Source organism: Bradyrhizobium liaoningense (assembly GCF_018130955.1).
In the GTDB taxonomy this organism is placed as follows: Bacteria; Pseudomonadota; Alphaproteobacteria; order Rhizobiales; family Xanthobacteraceae; genus Bradyrhizobium; species Bradyrhizobium liaoningense_C.
In genome coordinates this window covers 1-17,330 of the sequence record NZ_JAFCJM010000040.1, presented here as the reverse complement: position 1 = coordinate 17,330, position 17,330 = coordinate 1, and the positions used below count along the sequence as shown (strand labels likewise).

General features: G+C 64.3%; 16 protein-coding genes and 1 pseudogene. 13 read left to right on the top strand and 4 right to left on the bottom strand.

What is annotated here, in order from left to right; all coding sequences use genetic code 11:
• Positions 1-26 precede the first annotated feature (26 nt).
• Entirely contained in the window at positions 27-422 is a 396-nt protein-coding gene (locus JQ632_RS26915) for a hypothetical protein (RefSeq protein ID WP_212405663.1), read from the bottom strand.
• A 261-nt stretch (positions 423-683) separates the two neighbouring features.
• Between JQ632_RS26915 and rpmI the strand changes: the two genes are divergently transcribed.
• The 6 genes from rpmI to JQ632_RS26885 all read left to right on the top strand — a co-directional run bounded on the left by rpmI (position 684) and on the right by JQ632_RS26885 (position 6,406).
• A complete protein-coding gene (rpmI, locus tag JQ632_RS26910; protein WP_008539890.1) occupies positions 684-884 on the top strand; it encodes a 50S ribosomal protein L35 in 201 nt (66 codons plus the stop codon).
• 83 nt (positions 885-967) lie between these two features.
• Positions 968-1,330 carry a 50S ribosomal protein L20 gene (gene rplT / locus JQ632_RS26905; RefSeq protein WP_212405662.1) on the top strand — a complete coding sequence of 121 codons (363 nt, stop codon included), beginning with the start codon at positions 968-970 and terminating at the stop codon, positions 1,328-1,330.
• Between the two features lie 211 nt (positions 1,331-1,541).
• Positions 1,542-2,624 (top strand): phenylalanine--tRNA ligase subunit alpha, encoded by a 1,083-nt coding sequence (gene pheS / locus JQ632_RS26900; RefSeq protein WP_212405661.1) that lies wholly within the window; start codon positions 1,542-1,544, stop codon positions 2,622-2,624.
• 104 nt (positions 2,625-2,728) lie between these two features.
• A complete protein-coding gene (locus tag JQ632_RS26895; RefSeq protein ID WP_212405660.1) occupies positions 2,729-3,175 on the top strand; it encodes an endonuclease domain-containing protein in 447 nt (148 codons plus the stop codon).
• Positions 3,172-5,580 carry a phenylalanine--tRNA ligase subunit beta gene (pheT, locus tag JQ632_RS26890; RefSeq protein WP_212405659.1) on the top strand — a complete coding sequence of 803 codons (2,409 nt, stop codon included), beginning with the start codon at positions 3,172-3,174 and terminating at the stop codon, positions 5,578-5,580. The genes JQ632_RS26895 and pheT overlap by 4 nt, the downstream gene beginning before the upstream one ends.
• A 55-nt stretch (positions 5,581-5,635) precedes the next feature.
• Positions 5,636-6,406, top strand: a complete 771-nt coding sequence (locus tag JQ632_RS26885; RefSeq protein WP_212405658.1) for a sulfite exporter TauE/SafE family protein — start codon at positions 5,636-5,638, stop codon at positions 6,404-6,406.
• Between the two features lie 141 nt (positions 6,407-6,547).
• On the opposite strand, the gene JQ632_RS26880 is transcribed toward JQ632_RS26885, so the two are convergent.
• Positions 6,548-7,954, bottom strand: coding sequence for an NAD(P)/FAD-dependent oxidoreductase (locus JQ632_RS26880; protein ID WP_212405657.1), 1,407 nt, complete (start codon positions 7,952-7,954; stop codon positions 6,548-6,550).
• A 195-nt stretch (positions 7,955-8,149) separates the two neighbouring features.
• Here JQ632_RS26880 and JQ632_RS26875 point away from each other — a divergent pair, with 195 nt between their 5' ends.
• The gene (locus JQ632_RS26875; RefSeq protein WP_212405656.1) at positions 8,150-9,139 is read left to right on the top strand and encodes a YiiX/YebB-like N1pC/P60 family cysteine hydrolase; all 990 of its coding nucleotides are present in this window, start codon (positions 8,150-8,152) and stop codon (positions 9,137-9,139) included.
• A gap of 67 nt (positions 9,140-9,206) precedes the next feature.
• Here JQ632_RS26875 and JQ632_RS26870 read toward each other — a convergent pair whose 3' ends face one another.
• Positions 9,207-9,482, bottom strand: a complete 276-nt coding sequence (locus JQ632_RS26870; protein ID WP_212405655.1) for a metal-sensitive transcriptional regulator — start codon at positions 9,480-9,482, stop codon at positions 9,207-9,209.
• Positions 9,483-9,547: 65 nt separating this feature from the next.
• Here JQ632_RS26870 and JQ632_RS26865 point away from each other — a divergent pair, with 65 nt between their 5' ends.
• The 4 genes from JQ632_RS26865 to JQ632_RS26850 all read left to right on the top strand — a co-directional run bounded on the left by JQ632_RS26865 (position 9,548) and on the right by JQ632_RS26850 (position 14,948).
• Positions 9,548-11,983, top strand: coding sequence for a heavy metal translocating P-type ATPase (locus tag JQ632_RS26865; protein WP_212405654.1), 2,436 nt, complete (start codon positions 9,548-9,550; stop codon positions 11,981-11,983).
• Between the two features lie 56 nt (positions 11,984-12,039).
• Positions 12,040-12,486 carry a nickel-responsive transcriptional regulator NikR gene (nikR, locus tag JQ632_RS26860; RefSeq protein ID WP_212405653.1) on the top strand — a complete coding sequence of 149 codons (447 nt, stop codon included), beginning with the start codon at positions 12,040-12,042 and terminating at the stop codon, positions 12,484-12,486.
• Positions 12,487-12,921: 435 nt separating this feature from the next.
• On the top strand, positions 12,922-14,094 hold the full coding sequence (locus JQ632_RS26855) for a hypothetical protein (RefSeq protein WP_212405652.1): 1,173 nt from the start codon (positions 12,922-12,924) through the stop codon (positions 14,092-14,094).
• 101 nt (positions 14,095-14,195) lie between these two features.
• Positions 14,196-14,948, top strand: a complete 753-nt coding sequence (locus tag JQ632_RS26850; RefSeq protein ID WP_212405651.1) for a sulfate transporter family protein — start codon at positions 14,196-14,198, stop codon at positions 14,946-14,948.
• Between the two features lie 4 nt (positions 14,949-14,952).
• Here the strand turns inward: JQ632_RS26850 and nth are convergent, their stop codons facing one another.
• Positions 14,953-15,720, bottom strand: a complete 768-nt coding sequence (gene nth / locus JQ632_RS26845) for an endonuclease III (protein WP_212405708.1) — start codon at positions 15,718-15,720, stop codon at positions 14,953-14,955.
• A gap of 22 nt (positions 15,721-15,742) precedes the next feature.
• Between nth and JQ632_RS26840 the strand changes: the two genes are divergently transcribed.
• Positions 15,743-16,276, top strand: coding sequence for a DUF2244 domain-containing protein (locus JQ632_RS26840; protein ID WP_212405650.1), 534 nt, complete (start codon positions 15,743-15,745; stop codon positions 16,274-16,276).
• Between the two features lie 55 nt (positions 16,277-16,331).
• A pseudogene (locus JQ632_RS26835) lies at positions 16,332-17,227 on the top strand (methylated-DNA--[protein]-cysteine S-methyltransferase).
• Positions 17,228-17,330: the final 103 nt, after the last annotated feature.

The window sequence follows — 17,330 nt, the reverse complement described above, 5'->3', positions numbered from 1 at the left end:
GTTTTGTTTGGGTCAGGACTTTTTGGTCAGGTCCTGGTCGCCTGCCAGGTTCCGCTGCAGCGGTCGCCAGAGATGATCCCGTTCCAGGAACCGCTGCCGGCGCCACGTCCCAATCGGCCGCCGCCGCTGGCGTGAGACGCGCCGACCGAAACATGCACGGCGACGGCGCCGCTCCGGTTGACCCTGCCGGACACTCGCCCGCCGCCGGCGGACGAAACCCGACCGCCGGTGACGGTGAAGGGCACTCTGTAGCCGGAGCTGCAATTGCCGCGGGTGGTGGCGAAGGTGACGTTCCAAACCCCATCATAGCCACCGGCTCTTGCATCGGCGGTCGATGGCAGGGTTGCTGCGGCAAGCAGGGCGAACAGCGCCAGACGAGGGACAACACGGCGAGGCAAAGCTGACGACTGACAATCGGGCATCGGAACCTGCTCCGCGCGAAAATGTGGCGATGCTCGATAGTCGGCGATCCCGTTTCCGCGGTTCATCGTTGCCATTTCGCCTTGGCTCTGCCATAAGCCCAGCCTTCATCGCCCGGCTGATTTAAGGGCTGCCGTGGCGGTGTCCGTGCGGGTTTCGCGCTTGTTCGCTAAAACCTGAGCACAATCAACGCTCTAACGAGCATATTTGACGGCCAGCCGCCTTCGCGGGCGGTATTCTGTTGTGGCCATTAGGAGAGCCAAATGCCCAAGCTGAAGACCAAATCGGGCGCTAAAAAGCGCTTCAAGGTGACTGCCACCGGAAAAGTGATGCACGCCCAGCGCGGCAAGCGTCACGGCATGATCAAGCGGACCAAGAAGCAGATCCGCCAGCTCCGCGGCACCCGCGTGCTGTTCAAGACCGACGGCGACAACGTCAAGAAGTACTTCTTGCCGAACGCCTGATCGCGTCGACGATCAAAGCCAACTGTGCCGCGCTTTCCACGCGGCAATCCGAAAACCGAAGTCATCTCTGAAGGATTTTTGTCATGTCTCGCGTCAAACGCGGTGTGACCGCCCACGCCAAGCACAAGAAAGTCTACAAGGCCGCCAAGGGTTTCTACGGCCGCCGCAAGAACACCATCCGCGCCGCCAAGCCGGCCGTCGAGAAGGCGCAGCAGTACGCCTTCCGTGACCGCAAGCGCAAGAAGCGCACCTTCCGCGCGCTCTGGATCCAGCGCCTCAACGCTGCCGTCCGTCCGTTCGGCCTGACCTACAGCCGATTTATCGACGGCCTTGCCAAGTCGGGCATCACCGTGGACCGCAAGGTGCTCTCGGATCTCGCGATCAACGAGCCCGCGTCGTTCCAGGCGATCGCCGAGAAGGCCAAGGCCGCTCTCGCGGCAGCGTAAGCTGTCCGGCGCAGTTTCAAGTCGTTAGGACCTGAAGAAGCGCGAAGCACGTCTTCGCGCTCGAAATCCTCAGATCATCCGCGTCTTCTTTCGCGCAAACACTCTAAGTCGTAGATGCCCGGCATATTTGCGCGAAGACGCGCTTCGCGCTTTTGCCCGGGCATGACGAGCTAGGAGCAGCGGCTTAGCATCCTAGCCAAAAGGGATTGCTATGACCGATCTTGCCAACCTCGAAACTCAGATTCTCTCGGATATCGCCGCAGCGGGTGACGAAGCGGCGCTCGAAGCCGTGCGCGTCTCAGCGCTCGGCAAGAAGGGCTCGATCTCGGCGCTGCTTGCAACGCTCGGCAAGATGTCGCCGGACGAACGCAAGACCCAAGGCGCCGCGATCAACCAGGCCAAGGACAAGGTCGGCCAGGCGCTCACCGCGCGGCGCGACATTCTGAAATCGGCGGCGCTCGACGCGCGACTTGCGTCCGAGACCATCGACGTCACCTTGCCGGTGCGCGATCCGCAGGCCGAAGCCGGCCGCATCCATCCGCTGAGCCAGGTCTGGGACGAGCTCACCACCATCTTCGCCGACATGGGTTTTTCGGTCGCCGAAGGTCCCGATGTCGAGACCGACGACTACAACTTCACCAAGCTGAATTTCCCGATCGGCCATCCCGCGCGCGAGATGCACGACACGTTCTTCTTCCATCCGAAGGAGGACGGTTCGCGCATGCTGTTGCGCACCCACACCTCGCCGGTGCAGGTGCGCACCATGCTGAGCCAAAAGCCGCCGATCCGCGTGATCTGCCCGGGCCGCACCTATCGCATCGATTCGGACGCGACCCACACGCCGCAGTTCCACCAGGTCGAAGGCCTCGTCATCGACAAGAGCTCGCATCTCGGCCACCTCAAATGGATTTTGCACGAGTTCTGCAAGGCGTTCTTCGAGGTCGACCACATCAACATGCGCTTCCGCCCGTCGTTCTTCCCGTTCACCGAGCCGTCGCTGGAAGTCGACATCCAGTGCCGCCGCGACAAGGGCGAGATCCGCTTCGGCGAGGGCGAGGATTGGCTCGAGATTCTCGGCTGCGGCATGGTGCATCCGAACGTGCTGCGCGCCTGCGGCATCGATCCCGATGAGTACCAGGGTTTTGCCTGGGGCATGGGCATCGACCGCATCGCGATGCTGAAATACGGCATGAGCGATTTGCGCCAACTGTTCGACAGCGACGTCCGCTGGCTGTCCCATTACGGCTTCAAGCCGCTCGAAGTGCCGACACTCGCGGGAGGGCTGAGCACGTGAGCGTTCGCTGGGATACGATAGCTCCAGCGGCACGGACGCTCGGACTCCCTCCCCCGCTTGCGGGGGAGGGTTGGGGTGAGGGTCTCTCCGCGATGGGGTTGCCAATGGTTGATCCAGAGCATCCGGACTGGAAGGTGTCGGCCCAACTGCGCGCAAACGCACGCGCACTCAGGCGCAACTCCACGGACGCTGAACGCATTCTTTGGTCAGAGCTACGGGGCGATCGGCTGAACGGCGCGAGTTTCCGCCGGCAGGTGCCGATCGAGCACTACATTGCAGACTTCGTCTGTCATGCTGCAAAGCTCGTTATCGAACTGGACGGCGGCCAGCACTATTCCGATGAAGGCGAGCGTGCCGGTGCGCGGCGCTCGGCCGCGATCGAGGCGAAGGGCTTCAAGGTGATTCGCTTCAGCAATCTCGACGTCATGACAAATCGCATCGGTGTTCTCGAAACAATAGCAACTGCCGTTGCGGAGAGAGCCCCCACCCCGACCCTCCCCCGCAAGCGGGGGAGGGAGAAGACAGCGCTCGCGGAGAAGAACCAGCCATGAAATTCACCCTCTCCTGGCTGAAGGACCATCTCGACACCGATGAGTCGGTCGAGAAGCTCGCCGACAAGCTCACCATGATCGGGCTCGAGGTCGAGAATATCGAGGACAAGGCGAAGGCGCTGAAGCCTTTCACGATCGCGCGCGTCATCTCGGCCGAGCAGCATCCGAATGCAGACCGGCTGCGCGTCTGCATGGTCGACACCGGCGATGGTGGCGCGCCGGTGCAGGTCGTGTGCGGCGCGCCGAATGCGCGCACCGGGCTCGTCAGCGTGTTCTCGGCCCCCGGCACCTACATTCCCGGCAAGGACATCACCCTCGGCGTCGGCACTATCAGAGGCGTCGAGAGCCGCGGCATGCTCTGCTCGGCGGCGGAGCTGCAGATCTCCAACGACCATGACGGCATCATGGAACTGCCGGCGGACGCGCCGATCGGCGCTGCTTACGCCGAATGGGCCGGTCTCGGCGATCCCATGTTCGAGATCAACCTGACGCCGAACCGGCAGGACTGCACCGGCGTGCATGGCATCGCGCGCGACCTTGCGGCCGCCGACATGGGCAAGTTCAGGGATCCAGCCATCAAGCCCGTGAAGGGCGAATTCCCCTGCCCGGTGAAGGTGACGGTCGAGGACGCCACGCTGTGTCCGGGCTTTGCGCTGCGCCTCGTGCGCGGCGTCAAGAACGGCCCGTCGCCGGAATGGCTGCAGAAGCGGCTGACCGCGATCGGGCTGCGTCCGATCAACGCGCTGGTCGATATCACCAACTTCATGACCTACGACCGCGCGCGTCCGCTGCACGTGTTCGACGCCAGGAAGGTGAAGGGTAATCTTGTGGTGCGCCGCGCGCGCGACGGCGAGACGCTGCTCGCGCTCGACGGCCGCACCTACAATCTCGATCCCAGCATCTGCGTGATCGCGGTCGACGATGCGGTCGAGTCGCTCGCCGGCATCATGGGCGGCGAGGCCTCGGGCTGCGATGAGAACACCACCGACGTGCTGATCGAATCGGCGCTGTGGAACGAGATCAACATCGCGCAGACCGGCCGCAAGCTCGGCATCAATTCGGACGCCCGCTACCGCTTCGAGCGCGGCGTCGATCCGGCCTTCATGGTGCCGGGCCTGGAGCTCGCGACCAAGCTGGTGATGGAGATGTGCGGCGGCGCGCCGTCCGAGACTTTCGTCACCGGCAAGACCTTTGGCGACGACCGCATCATCGAATTTCCAATCACCGAGGTGAAGCGGCTGTCCGGCATCGAGGTGCCGCTGCCGGAGATGAAGCGCATCCTCTCCCATCTCGGCTTCATGATGGCCGGCAACGGTCCGGTGGTGAAGGTCGCAGTGCCCTCATGGCGCAGCGACGTTCACGGCAAGGCCGATATCGTCGAGGAAGTCGTCCGCATCTTTGGCGTCGACAAGGTGCCGGAGACACCATTCGAGCGCGGCGAGGACGCGCGCAAGCCGGTGCTGACGTCTCTGCAGCTCCGCACCCGCCGCGCCAGGCGGGCGCTCGCGAGCCGTGGCATGGTCGAGGCCGTGACCTGGTCCTTCATCGCAAAGCCGGCGGCCGAATTGTTCGGCGGCGGGAAGCCGGAGCTCGAGGTGGCGAACCCGATCGCATCCGACCTCTCCGACATGCGGCCGACCCTGCTGGCGGGACTGATCGCGGCGGCGCAGGCCAATGCCGACCGCGGCTTTGGCGACGTCGCGCTGTTCGAGGTCGGCCAAGTCTTCAAGGGCGATCGTCCGCAGGATCAGTTCATGGCTGCATCAGGCGTTCGCCACGGCTTTGCCTCCTCTGAGGGACTCGGTCGGCACTGGACCGGCTCGGCGGCCGCGAATGCACTCGACGCCAAGGCCGATGCGCTTGCGGTGCTGGCTGCTGCCGGCGCGCCGATGCAGGCACTCCAGATCGTGCCCGGCGGCGCAAACTGGATGCATCCGGGCCGCTCCGGCACCATCCAGATCGGCCCGCAGAACGTGCTCGGCTATTTCGGCGAGATGCACCCGCGTGCGCTCGAGGCGCTCGGCGCCGACGGTCCCGTGATGGCGTTCGAGGTGATCCTCGACCGCATCCCGGAGGCGAAGAAGAAGCCCACGCGAGCAAAACCTGCGATCGAGTTGTCGGCATTCCAGCCGGTGTCGCGCGATTTCGCCTTCATCGTCGATCGCTCCGTCAAGTCCGGCGACATCGTGCGCACCGCGCAAGGAGTCGACAAGAAGCTGATCACCGGCGTCGACGTGTTCGACGTCTATGAAGGCAAGGGCATCGAGGACGGCAAGAAGTCGATCGCGATCGCGGTCACGATCCAGCCGCGCGAGAAGACGCTGACCGATCAGGAGATCGAAGCCGTGGCCGCAAAGATCGTGGCCGAGGTGACGAAGAAGACCGGCGGCATTTTGCGGGCATGATGCCGAAAAGTGTGAAGCGGTTTTCGAACAACATCATGCTCCAAAGACATAGAGCATGAGTCTTTCCGACTTCCTCCCCAGGGACGTCAGCCTCACCATAGCGATGGCGATCTGCGCCATCGCCTTCGTCGCCGGAACCGCGCGCGGCTTTTCCGGCTTCGGCGCGGCGTTGATCTTCATGCCGCTCGCAAGCAGCGTCGCGGCGCCGCGCCTGGTTGCCGCGCTGCTCCTCGTCATCGACTTCGTCGCGGCAGCGCCGCTACTCCCGGATGCGTGGCGGAAAGCGGATCGCAAGGCCACCGCCGTGATCGTGATGGGCGCGCTCATTGGCGTGCCCATCGGCACCTATTTTCTCAGCGTGCTCGATCCCGTCACGACGCGCTGGATCATCTCCTGCTTCGTCGCGGCATTGCTTGCCTTGCTCCTGTCAGGTTGGCGCTACCGCGGCAAGGACCATGCATGGCTCTCAGTCGGCATCGGCGGCCTCTCCGGCTTTTGCAGCGGGCTGGCGCAGACCGGCGGCCCGCCGATCGTCGGCTACTGGCTCGGTCGTCCCATCGCCGCGACGGTGGCGCGCGCCAACATCCTGCTGTTTTTTGGCGCTTCTGATGTGTTCTCAATGATCAGCTACGCCGCTACCGGCCTGATCACGCGCGATTCGTTGCTGCTCTCACTCGTCGTCGGCCCGGTCTATGCGATCGGCGTCGCCTTCGGCGCCTCGCTGTTCGGCCGCGCCAGCGAGACGGTGTTTCGCGGCATTTGCTACGCGCTGATTGCGATGGCGGTGATCTTTGGGCTGCCGGCGCTGGATGGGGTGTTGCGATAACCCTTCCACCGTCGTCCTGGCGAAAGCCAGGACCCATTACCCCGGTCAGCTATTGTTGCGCGAGATGGGTAACCACGAGTCTTCGCCAAATGTGATTTTGTGGTTATGGGTCCTGGCTTTCGCCAGGACGACGACTGAATATCAATTCCGTGGCGGCGCCGAACGGCGGCGCTTGGTCGATTGCGTCGGGACATCGGCGGGCTCCTCCTTCAGCGCACCAATGCGACGGAGCGCGGCTTCAGCCGCGCGCTCGCCGCTCTCCCAGGCGCCATCGACCGTGCCCCACAGCGTCTCATGGGTCGCTTCACCGGCGAGATATAGGCAACCGATCGGCTCAGTGAGAATCTTGCGCGAGAGCTGTCCGCCTGGTGCGGACGCCGACATCGCGCCCATGACGAAGGGCGAGGCATTCCAGCGCGTCGCGCTGGTCTTCTTGATGCCCGCGGTCGCCTCGCTGCCGAACAATTTCGTCAGCCATTCCCTGGCAAAGGCCGCCATGGCCTGCTCGCCCTGGGCGGAGAGATCGCGACCGAAGGAGCCGCCGACGTCGATCGAGCACAGCGAGGAACCGCCGATATTGGCGTAGAGCAGCGCCGTGCGGGTCGAGTTGCTCTGCTCGATGACGATATCGTCGCGCGCAAGCCCGAGCGGATTGCCTGGCAGTTGCAGCACGATGTGATCATAGCTGCCGAGCCCCAGCTTGGACGCCGCATCGAGCGTGCGCTTGGGAATATCGGGCGCGAACTTGATCGCGCCTGCCAACAGCACAGAGGTCGAGACCGTGATGACAGCGGCGCGCGCCACGATCTTGCCGGCTGGCGTCTCGACGCTGACGTCGCGATTGCTCCAGCTGATGCGGCTCGCCGGCGTCGACAGCACGACCGGCGTCTGCTCGCCGAGTTTTGTGATCAGCGTGCCCAGGCCCTGCCGGCAGGCGATCGCCGAATTGCGGTCCTGCGCCCGCGCTTTGTCGATGGCGGAAAATTCCTTCAAATCCTTGCCGGCAAAACTTGCGCCGAGCACGAACTCGGCGGTGCCGGCCCAGTCCCCGAGATCTTTTGGCAGCGCGGATGCTGCGGCGACGTCGAGCTTGCCGCGGGCGGCCTCGTCGATGCCGCGATTGGCACGCACCAGCGCGGCCAAAAATTCCTCGGTTTCGCTGGCGCGCGCGTTGCGCCGGCCGATACGCATCTTCTGCCCGCTAGGGGCCGGCGAGACGTCGAGCCCGACGCCGCGCGCCAGCTTGATCATCGGGTTTGTCTCGGGATTGTGCATCCAGCGCGCGCCGCGATCAAATGCCACATCGAAGGTGGTGGTATCAGTGATGCAGCGTCCGCCGATCTGCGCGGCGGCCTCGACCACCACGACCTTGCGGTTCGCCGCCATCACGCGCCGCGCTGCAGCGATACCGGCAGCTCCGGCCCCGATCACGACGATGTCAACCTCGCGCGGCAAGGGCGCGGCGGTCGCACCAAAAACCGGCATTGCTAGCGGCGCCGCAGCAAATGCCGCCGACGCCGATAGGAAACCGCGGCGCGTGATTGTCATGTCATGGTTTCCGGGGACTTGAAGCGAACGGGAACAGCTAGCGAACCTTGCCGCATCTGATGCAGCACGGCAACCATCATGGTGAATCAATCGTGTTTGATCCGATCAAGCGATGAACCAAATTGCAACGCGTTTCGACCATGATAGAGAAGAGAAAAAAGCAGCCGGAAAAGGCTGTGGGGGGAGTTCGACGATATGGGGACGGTCCTAGATTCAGTCGGCCAGCTGATTGCCCACTACCTCTCGAAGGAGGTGCCGGGCTATGAGCCGTTCACGCCCAGCGATCCGGAACATCTGCGCGGCGTGATCCAGCCGGGCGACGTGCTGCTGGTCGAGGGCAACAACCGCATCTCCGGCATCATCAAATACCTCACGCAGTCCACCTGGTCCCATGCCGCGCTCTATGTCGGGCCGGTCGAGGGCGCGGAAGAGCCCAATGGCGAGCCGCATGTCCTGATCGAGGCCAATATCGGCGAGGGCGTCACCTCCGCGCCGCTGTCGAAATATTTCCCCTATCACACCCGTCTCTGCCGTCCGGTCGGCCTCTCCTACGAGGACCGTCACACCGTCTGCCGCTACGCCATCAACCGCATCGGCTTCGGCTACGACACCAAGAACATCCTGGACCTGATGCGCTTCCTGTTCCCGCTGCCGGTGCCGCAGCGCTGGCGGCGCCGCATGATCGCGCTCGGCTCGGGCGATCCTACAAAAATCATCTGCTCGGCGCTGATCGCGCAGGCCTTCGATGCGGTGCGCTACCCGATCTTGCCCAAGATCACCAAGGCCGGCAGCCGCCGTGCCCGCCGCGAGATCCTGCATATCCGCGATTCATCGCTCTACATGCCCCGCGACTTCGACATCTCGCCCTATTTCGAGGTCGTCAAACCCACCATCGTGCACGGCTTCGACTACACCTCCCTGCACTGGGCCGACAAGCAAAAGCCGCTCGAGGAGGTGGCGGGCACTTTCAGTGTGTTTCCAGAAACGATCAGTTCGCCGCCGCTCGTTCCTGAAACGATTGACGAAGAAGCGCAAATTCCGGCTGAGGAAGTGAGCCGGAGCGACGCGCCGCAGCAAGCGACGGTAGTCGAGCGCGTCACGGTGTCGGAGCGTTTTCCGCTCCTGAAGAAGATCGCCATGTATCGCCCCCGGCGCCGCGCCCGGGCGCGCGGGATTGCGGCGTAGGTACTCCCGCCGTCGTCCCGGCAACTCTCACATTTGACACGTGTCAAATCGGCGAACGCGGCGTGCGTTATCGTTCCGCGCGGCTGATCACCGCCATCAGCTCGGCGATCTTTTCCCGCTGATCCGTCCTGTTGCCGCTCGAAATCGCATGCTCGACGCAATGCGCGACATGATCCTTCAGGATCTCCTCCTCGACCCGGCGGAGCGCCGCGCGCACCGCCGAGATCTGCGTCACGATGTCGATGCAGTAGCGGTCCTCGTCGACCATTTTGGAGAGCCCGCGGACCTGGCCCTCGATCCGGCCGAGGCGCTTGCCGACAGATGTCTTGATGTCCTTTCGCATAGGGCCTATATACCCCTACCGGGTATGGGTTGCAAGCCTTGTATCGAGATGGCCGGAGCATTGGAATGAACGACGCCGAACAGAAGCATGGGGACCACGGGCAGAGCCATTCCGGATGCGGTTGCGCGGCCAAGGTCGAGGCGCCCAAGGCCTCGTCCGGTTGCGGCGGCGGTCACGGCGATCATGCCCACCATCACCACGGCGATGCCGGCACCAAAGTGCTCGACCCCGTCTGCGGCATGAGCGTCGATCCTGCGACCTCAAAACATCGCTTCGACCACCACGGCACGACCTATCATTTCTGCTCGGCCGGCTGCCGCACCAAGTTCGCGGCCGATCCGGCAAAATACCTCGCCAAGACCAAGGCGCCGGAACCCGAGATGCCCGCCGGCACGATCTATACGTGCCCGATGCATCCGGAGATCCGGCAGGTCGGCCCGGGGAGCTGCCCGATCTGCGGCATGGCGCTGGAGCCGGAAGTCGCGAGCCTCGAGAGCGGTCCCAATCCCGAGCTCGCCGACATGACGCGGCGGTTCTGGATCGGCGGCGCACTGTCGCTGCCGCCGGTCGTGCTGGAGATGGGCGGCCATCTGGCCGGCCCGCACAACTGGATCGACGCGACGCTGTCGAACTGGATCCAGCTCGCGTTTGCCACGCCCGTCGTGCTGTGGGCCGGCTGGCCGTTCTTCGTCCGCGGCTGGCAATCGCTGGTCACGCGCAACCTCAACATGTTCACGCTGATCGCGATGGGCACGGGCGTTGCCTATGTCTACAGTCTGATCGGCACGCTCGCGCCGCAGGTCTTTCCCGCGACGTTCCGCGGCCATGAGGGCGCGGTTGCGGTCTATTTCGAAGCGGCCGCCGTCATCACCGTTCTCGTGCTGCTCGGCCAGGTGCTCGAGCTGCGTGCGCGCGATGCGACATCGGGTGCGATCAAGGCGCTGCTGCAGCTCGCGCCGAAGACCGCGCGCCGCATCAGTGACGACGGCAACGAGCACGAAGTCGAGATCGATTCCCTTCATGTGGGCGATCGCCTGCGCGTCCGCCCCGGCGAGAAGGTGCCGGTCGACGGCATCATCCTGGAGGGGCGCTCCTCGCTCGACGAATCGCTGGTGACAGGCGAATCCATGCCGGTCACCAAGGAGACCGGCGCAAAAGTCATCGCGGGCACGCTCAACCAGTCCGGCAGCTTCATCATGCGCGCCGAGAAGGTCGGACGCGAGACACTGCTCTCTCAAATCGTGCAGATGGTTGCGGACGCGCAGCGCTCGCGGGCGCCGATCCAACGCATGGCCGACCAGGTATCCGGCTGGTTCGTGCCGCTGGTGATCGTCATTGCGCTGATTGCGTTTGGCGCCTGGGCCTGGTTCGGACCGGAGCCGCGGCTCGCCTTCGGCCTCGTTGCGGCCGTGAGCGTGCTCATCATCGCCTGCCCCTGTGCGCTCGGACTTGCCACCCCGATGTCGATCATGGTCGGCGTCGGCCGCGGCGCCCAAGGCGGCGTGCTGATCAAGAACGCCGAAGCGCTAGAGCGGATGGAGAAGATCGACACGCTAGTCGTCGACAAGACGGGCACGCTGACCGAGGGCAAGCCCCGCCTGGTCGCGATCGTGCCGGCCGACGGCTTTGCGGAAGACGACATCTTGCGGCTGGCGGCCAGCGTCGAGCGCGCCAGCGAGCATCCGCTTGCCGACGCGATCGTGCGCGCGGCAAAGGAGAAGCAGCTCAACATCAGTCAGGTCGACGGCTTCGATTCGCCGACCGGCAAGGGTGCGACCGGCAAGGTCGATGGCAAGGCCGTTGTGCTCGGCAACGCGCGGTATCTCGCCTCGATCGGCATCGACACCATCAGGCTCGATGCCGAGGCCGAACGCCTGCGTCAGGACGGCGCCACCGTGATCAACATGGCAATCGACGGCAGGTCGGCCGGATTGTTCGCGATTGCCGATCCCGTCAAGGCATCGACCCCGGAGGCGCTGAAGGATCTCGCCGCCGAGGGCGTCAAGGTGATCATGCTGACCGGCGACAACCGCACGACTGCGGCCGCGGTCGCGCGAAAACTCGGCATTGCCGATGTCGAGGCTGAGGTACTGCCGGATCAGAAGAGCGCTGTGGTGTCCAGGCTGCAAAAGGCCGGCCGCAGCGTCGCGATGGCGGGTGACGGCGTCAACGACGCCCCGGCGCTGGCCGCGGCCGAAGTCGGCATCGCCATGGGCACCGGCACCGACGTCGCGATGGAGAGCGCCGGCGTGACCCTGCTGAAGGGCGATCTCACCGGCATCGTCCGGGCGCGGCGGCTGTCGCAGGCGACCATGCGCAACATCCGGCAAAACCTGTTCTTTGCCTTCATCTACAACGCAGCCGGCATCCCGATCGCCGCCGGCATCCTCTATCCCACGTTCGGCGTTTTGCTGTCGCCGATCATCGCGGCGGCGGCGATGGCGCTGTCCTCGGTCAGCGTGGTCGGCAACGCGCTGCGGCTGCGCGCGACGCGGCTGTGACGATCCGAAAATCCGTGTAAAACGATGCTCGATGGCGGAATTGCCGGGAGCATCGCATGCAGCGGATTACGATCACGATCGAGGATGATTTGCTTAGCGAGATCGACGCCGCGGCGGAAGCCCGCGGCTACCAGAACCGCTCCGAGATCATCCGCGACCTCGCCCGCGCCGGGTTGCAGCAGAGCAGCGAAGACACCGCGCAGACCGGCCCCTGCGTCGCCGGCCTCGTCTATGTCTACGACCACGCCGCGCGCGACCTCTCAAAACGCCTGGTGCAGGAATTCCACGGCCATCACGACCTCGCGCTGGCGACGCTGCACGTCCATCTCGACGACAATAATTGCATGGAGATGACCGCGCTCAAGGGCTCGGCCGACGAGGTCAAGCACTTTGCCGACCACATCATCGCCGAGCGCGGCGTCCGCTATGGCCGCGTGGTGATGATCCCGACTGCGGAAGGCAAACCGGGGAAGGCGCGGAAGCATGGACATAAGCATGGGTAGCTTCCCTCTCCCCTTGTGGGAGAGGGTGCCTCGCGAAGCGAGGCGGGTGAGGGGTCTCTCTCCGCGAACGAACCTCTCTTATTGAACACGCCGACAGAGACCCCTCATCCGGCGCTTCGCGCCACCTTCTCCCACAAGGGGAGAAGGGAAGAAAACATCGCGCGTCCGACTTCCTCGCTTTGTGATCGCAAGGTCGATTGCCGCAATTCAACTATAGGTGTAGTTTCCCAACATTGTACCGGTTTCTTTTCTTGTTCAATTCTTTTCATTCGAGGCTCTATTTTACCGGGTAGAGCGTAATCATACCGGCATCGTTGTCGCGCTGTTCGATGGTTTGGACCATCAGGCACTTTGGAGTTCGATCTTAAATTGCAATCGTCGGCTGCGAGGCCGATCAGGCGGTATTGTCCAAAAGCCTTTCCCGGAGATCTCATCATGCTCGTCGATCGCAAATGGGTTCAGCGCAACATTGGCTTCGATCCGATCGATAACCCGCCGCCAAGCGAGACCTTTGCCGTCAGGAGCGTGGCGATATCAGCGGTGAAGCGAACCGCAAAGGTCGCGCCGGAGGATTTTCAGCGCGAGATCATCGACTTCGATTCCGAATCGTCTGTTGGCCGCGAGTTCATGGCCTTCAGCACGGCGACGGGATTGTCGCGCTTCACCGACATCCCCTGGCCCAAGGGGCTGGCGCCGCAGACCGGCTCGAAGCCGAAAGGCAAGAGCAACAGCCCACTGCCGCGCGGCGACGTGCTGGTGGTGACGTGGACGGTCGATGAGGGCCATGCGCTCAGCCGCGTGCTGACGCCCGGCAAGGACTCGCACAATGATTACGTGCCCTACACCCACAACTACGCGACCATCTCCCAGAAGATGCGCAATGGTTGCCCGGCCAAGGAGCTGAAGCGGCTCGGCACCTACTGGACCACCACGATCGGCAAGAAGAAGGTCGTGGTCTTCAAGTCCGATTCGCACATGTCGCAGGACGGGCCGCAGCTGCCGAACATCGACGTCTGGCGCCAGATCATCGAGGAGGTGCAGCCGACGCTTGTGATCACGACGGGCACGGCCGGCGGCATCGGCAAGCAGTTCGAGGTCGGCGACGTCATCGTCAGCCCCGTCGTCCGGTTCGACTGTACCGCGAAGTTCAAGAAGCAGCCGTTTGCGCAAGCGCATTACGAGAGCAAGTCGGCCAAGACGACGCGCTTCGCGCAGGCCAAGACACTGTTCAAGGCCAATTCCGGGCAGTTGCCGAAGGAGAATACGCGCGCGCCAAAGATCGTGGTGGTGAAACCGAGCGGGCTCGACTCCTCGGTCGTCACCACCGATTTCTTCGGTTTCGACACCTCGGACAATCACTACAAGCTGAAGGGGCTCGGCGACGTCTCCGAGATGGGCGACGCGATCCTCGGCCTCGTGGCCAAGGACATGGGCGCAAAAGCCCCGCGCTGGCTCGCGATCCGCAACGTGTCCGATCCGCAAATCAAGGCCGAGGGAACGATCCGGCAGCAGGCCCAGGTCGCCGCCCAGATCTACAAGGCCTTTGGCCGCTGGAGCTCGGTCTGCAGCGCCATCACCTGCTGGGCCAGCATCGTGGCGGAAGGCTAGAGCGCGGTAGGACGTCGCGGGAAACAGCAGGTCAATCTCTCTTGCCGAACGCGTCAGGCATGTCTACCTCACGGGCAATGTTTTCGTGAGAGGTTCCCGCCATGCTGGATGCCGCCGTCAAGGCGCTGTCGCAGATCCTGTCTCCACCGATGCGCTCGATCCTGTGGCGCTCGATCGGCGTCGCGCTCGTGCTGATCACCGTGCTGGCTTTCGGATTGCAGCGGCTGCTCTCCTGGTTTGCGACCTATGGCGAAGTCTGGCTCGAGGGGCTGCTCGGCCCCGGCTGGCACACCGCGCTCGACGCGCTGGCCTGGGTGGTCTCGATCGCGGCCGGGCTCGGCGTCGTGTTCGGCGGCGTCCTGCTGATGCCCGCGATCACCTCGCTGGTGGCGAGCCTGTTCGTCGATGATGTCGCCGACCATGTCGAGCGCGAGCATTATCCGGCGGAAGAGCCCGGCGTCGCGCTGCCATTCTCGATCGCGATTCATGAGGGCATCAAGACGGCGCTGCTCACGATCCTGGTCTATTTGATCGCGCTGCCCTTCGTGCTGTTCGCCGGCGCCGGCTTCCTGATCTTCTTCATCGCCACCGCCTGGCTGCTCGGCCGTGAATATTTCGAGCTCGCTGCCATGCGCTTCCGCTCGCCGGAGGAGGCCAAGGCGATGCGGCGCGACAATGCCGCGACCGTCTTCACCGCGGGCCTGATCATCGCGGCCTTCGTCTCGATCCCGATCGTCAACCTGGCGACGCCGATTTTTGGCATGGCCTTCATGGTCCACATGCACAAGCGGCTCTCCGGACCGCGGCCGGAGCTGATCGAGCCGAAGCGCAGGACGAGCGTGCCGGTGGCGTGACTGTTCACACCACCGTCTTCTCCGGCCAGCGGCAGAGATCGGCGATCAGGCAGACCTCGCAGCGCGGCTTGCGGGCGAGGCAGGTGTAGCGACCGTGCAGGATCAGCCAGTGGTGCGCGTGCAGCATGAACTCGGTCGGGATCGCCTTCTCCAGGCCAAGCTCGACCTCCAGCGGCGTCTCACCGGGCGCGATCCCGGTGCGGTTGCCGACCCGGAACACATGCGTGTCCACCGCCATCGTGTGCTCGCCGAAGGCCATGTTGAGCACGACGTTGGCGGTCTTGCGGCCTGCACCCGGCAATGACTCGATTTCCGCGCGCGTGCGCGGCACTTCGCCGCCGAAATCCGTGAGCAGCTTGGCCGACAGCGCGATGACGTTCTTCGCCTTGGTGCGATAGAGGCCGATGGTCTTGATGTAGTCGCGAAGCTTCTCCTCGCCGAGATCGAGCATTTTTTGCGGCGTATCGGCGACCTCGAACAACGCCCGCGTCGCCTTGTTGACCCCGGCGTCGGTCGCCTGGGCCGACAGCACCACGGCCACCAGCAGCGTGAAGGGATTGAGGTGCTCGAGCTCACCCTTGGGCTCGGGATTGGCCTTGCGGAAACGGCTGAAGACCTCGTGGATCTCCGCGGTCGTCCAGGGTTTTATGGATTTGGGTTTTGTGGATTTGGGCTTTGCCGCCCTCGGCGATTTTCCGGTGGGCATCGCCTTTGCCGTTTTCTTCGGCACGGCCGGTTTCTTGGCGGCCGCCTTGCGGGTGATTTTTGCCATGATCGGGATATACTGACCGGACATGAGCACAGGCAACGAAATTGAGCGCGACAACGCTGACGGCCGGGACGAGCCGCAGATTTTCTCCGCGCTGCTCACGCCGCATCGCTCGCTGAACCGCACCGGCTTTCTCGCCGTGATGCTGTTTTTGAGCGTCGTCAGCTTCGTGACCGGCATGGTCTTCCTGCTGATGGGCGCCTGGCCGGTGTTGGGCTTTTTCGGCCTCGACGTGCTGGTGATCTGGTGGGCCTTCAAGGTCAATTTCCGCACCGCGAAGGCCTGCGAAGAGATCGTGATCACCGCGAGCGAGCTGCGCGTGCGCCGGACCAGCCATCGCGGCCAGGTCGCCGAATGGGTGCTCAATCCGCTCTGGGTCCGGCTGGAGCAGGAAGCGGACGAGGAGTTTGGCATCGAACGGCTTTACCTGGTCTCTCGCGGCCGTCGCGTGTCGATCGGCAAGTTCCTGGGGCCCGACGAAAAGGCCAGCTTTGCCAAAGCCTTAATCGGAGCCCTCAACGCCGCCAGGCGCGGCCCGACCTACAACCCGATCACGTGAAACCCAGTCGGAAATCGGGTGGTTTGGCACGCCGCCCGCCCCTACATTTCCGGTCATGATGACACTCGCCATAAATGACCAGCGCCTGGCCAAGCCGGGCTCCCAGAACGCCGCGCTGCGCGACTACGACTCCGTGCGCCGGGCGATCGCGTTCATCTCGGAAAATTGGCGCGCGCAGCCGACCATCGAGGCGATGGCGGATGCGGCCGGCGTCACGCCGGATGAGCTGCACCATCTGTTCCGCCGCTGGGCCTCGCTGACGCCGAAGGCGTTCATGCAGGCGCTGACGCTCGATCACGCCAAGAGCCTGCTGCGGGATTCCGCGAGCGTGCTCGACGCCGCGCTCGACTCAGGCCTCTCGGGCCCCGGACGGCTGAATGATCCTTCGTCACCCATGAGGCGATGTCGCCGGGCGAATGGAAGAACGGCGGCGCGGGACTGACGCTCACTTACGGCTTCCACCCCTCGCCCTTCGGCACCGCGATCGTGATCGCGACCGCTCGCGGCTTGTCCGGTCTTGCCTTCGCCGACCCCGGCGAGGAGCAGGCCGCGCTCGCCGACATGACGCGGCGCTGGCCGAACGCGACCTATGTCGAGGACCACGAGAGCACCGCCCCGCTCGCCAGGCGCATCTTCGACACACGATTGTGGCGGCCCGACCAGCCGTTGCGCGTGGTCATGATCGGCACCGATTTCGAGGTCCGGGTCTGGGAGACGCTGCTGAAAATTCCGATGGGACGCGCGGTGTCCTATTCGGACATCGCCTGCAAGATCAACAGCCCAAAAGCCTCGCGCGCCGTCGGCGCCGCGGTCGGAAAAAACCCCGTCTCCTTCGTGGTGCCGTGTCACCGCGCCCTCGGCAAGAGCGGCACGCTGACCGGCTATCACTGGGGCATCACCCGCAAGCAGGCGATGCTCGGCTGGGAGGCGGGGCAGTTGGGGGTGCAGTAGTGGTTCTTCTCCCTCTCCCCGCAAGCGGCAGGGCTATCGCATATGGCTGAGGGCTGCCATGAGGAAGGCATTGTCCCAGCCGGCGCGCTTGATTTTGCGCCGC

Excerpts from the sequence above, each read along its gene's own strand:
- JQ632_RS26865 (WP_212405654.1), top strand. The coding sequence starts at position 9,548 with ATGAACGACGCCGAACAGAAGCATGGGGACCACGGGCAGAGCCATTCC.
- rpmI (WP_008539890.1), top strand. The coding sequence starts at position 684 with ATGCCCAAGCTGAAGACCAAATCGGGCGCTAAAAAGCGCTTCAAGGTG.
- JQ632_RS26840 (WP_212405650.1), top strand. The coding sequence starts at position 15,743 with ATGAGCACAGGCAACGAAATTGAGCGCGACAACGCTGACGGCCGGGAC.
- JQ632_RS26850 (WP_212405651.1), top strand. The coding sequence starts at position 14,196 with ATGCTGGATGCCGCCGTCAAGGCGCTGTCGCAGATCCTGTCTCCACCG.
- JQ632_RS26915 (WP_212405663.1), bottom strand. The coding sequence starts at position 422 with ATGCCCGATTGTCAGTCGTCAGCTTTGCCTCGCCGTGTTGTCCCTCGT.
- JQ632_RS26885 (WP_212405658.1), top strand. The coding sequence starts at position 5,636 with ATGAGTCTTTCCGACTTCCTCCCCAGGGACGTCAGCCTCACCATAGCG.
- rplT (WP_212405662.1), top strand. The coding sequence starts at position 968 with ATGTCTCGCGTCAAACGCGGTGTGACCGCCCACGCCAAGCACAAGAAA.
- JQ632_RS26895 (WP_212405660.1), top strand. The coding sequence starts at position 2,729 with ATGGTTGATCCAGAGCATCCGGACTGGAAGGTGTCGGCCCAACTGCGC.
- JQ632_RS26875 (WP_212405656.1), top strand. The coding sequence starts at position 8,150 with ATGGGGACGGTCCTAGATTCAGTCGGCCAGCTGATTGCCCACTACCTC.
- JQ632_RS26880 (WP_212405657.1), bottom strand. The coding sequence starts at position 7,954 with ATGACAATCACGCGCCGCGGTTTCCTATCGGCGTCGGCGGCATTTGCT.
- pheT (WP_212405659.1), top strand. The coding sequence starts at position 3,172 with ATGAAATTCACCCTCTCCTGGCTGAAGGACCATCTCGACACCGATGAG.
- pheS (WP_212405661.1), top strand. The coding sequence starts at position 1,542 with ATGACCGATCTTGCCAACCTCGAAACTCAGATTCTCTCGGATATCGCC.
- JQ632_RS26870 (WP_212405655.1), bottom strand. The coding sequence starts at position 9,482 with ATGCGAAAGGACATCAAGACATCTGTCGGCAAGCGCCTCGGCCGGATC.
- JQ632_RS26855 (WP_212405652.1), top strand. The coding sequence starts at position 12,922 with ATGCTCGTCGATCGCAAATGGGTTCAGCGCAACATTGGCTTCGATCCG.
- nikR (WP_212405653.1), top strand. The coding sequence starts at position 12,040 with ATGCAGCGGATTACGATCACGATCGAGGATGATTTGCTTAGCGAGATC.
- nth (WP_212405708.1), bottom strand. The coding sequence starts at position 15,720 with ATGGCAAAAATCACCCGCAAGGCGGCCGCCAAGAAACCGGCCGTGCCG.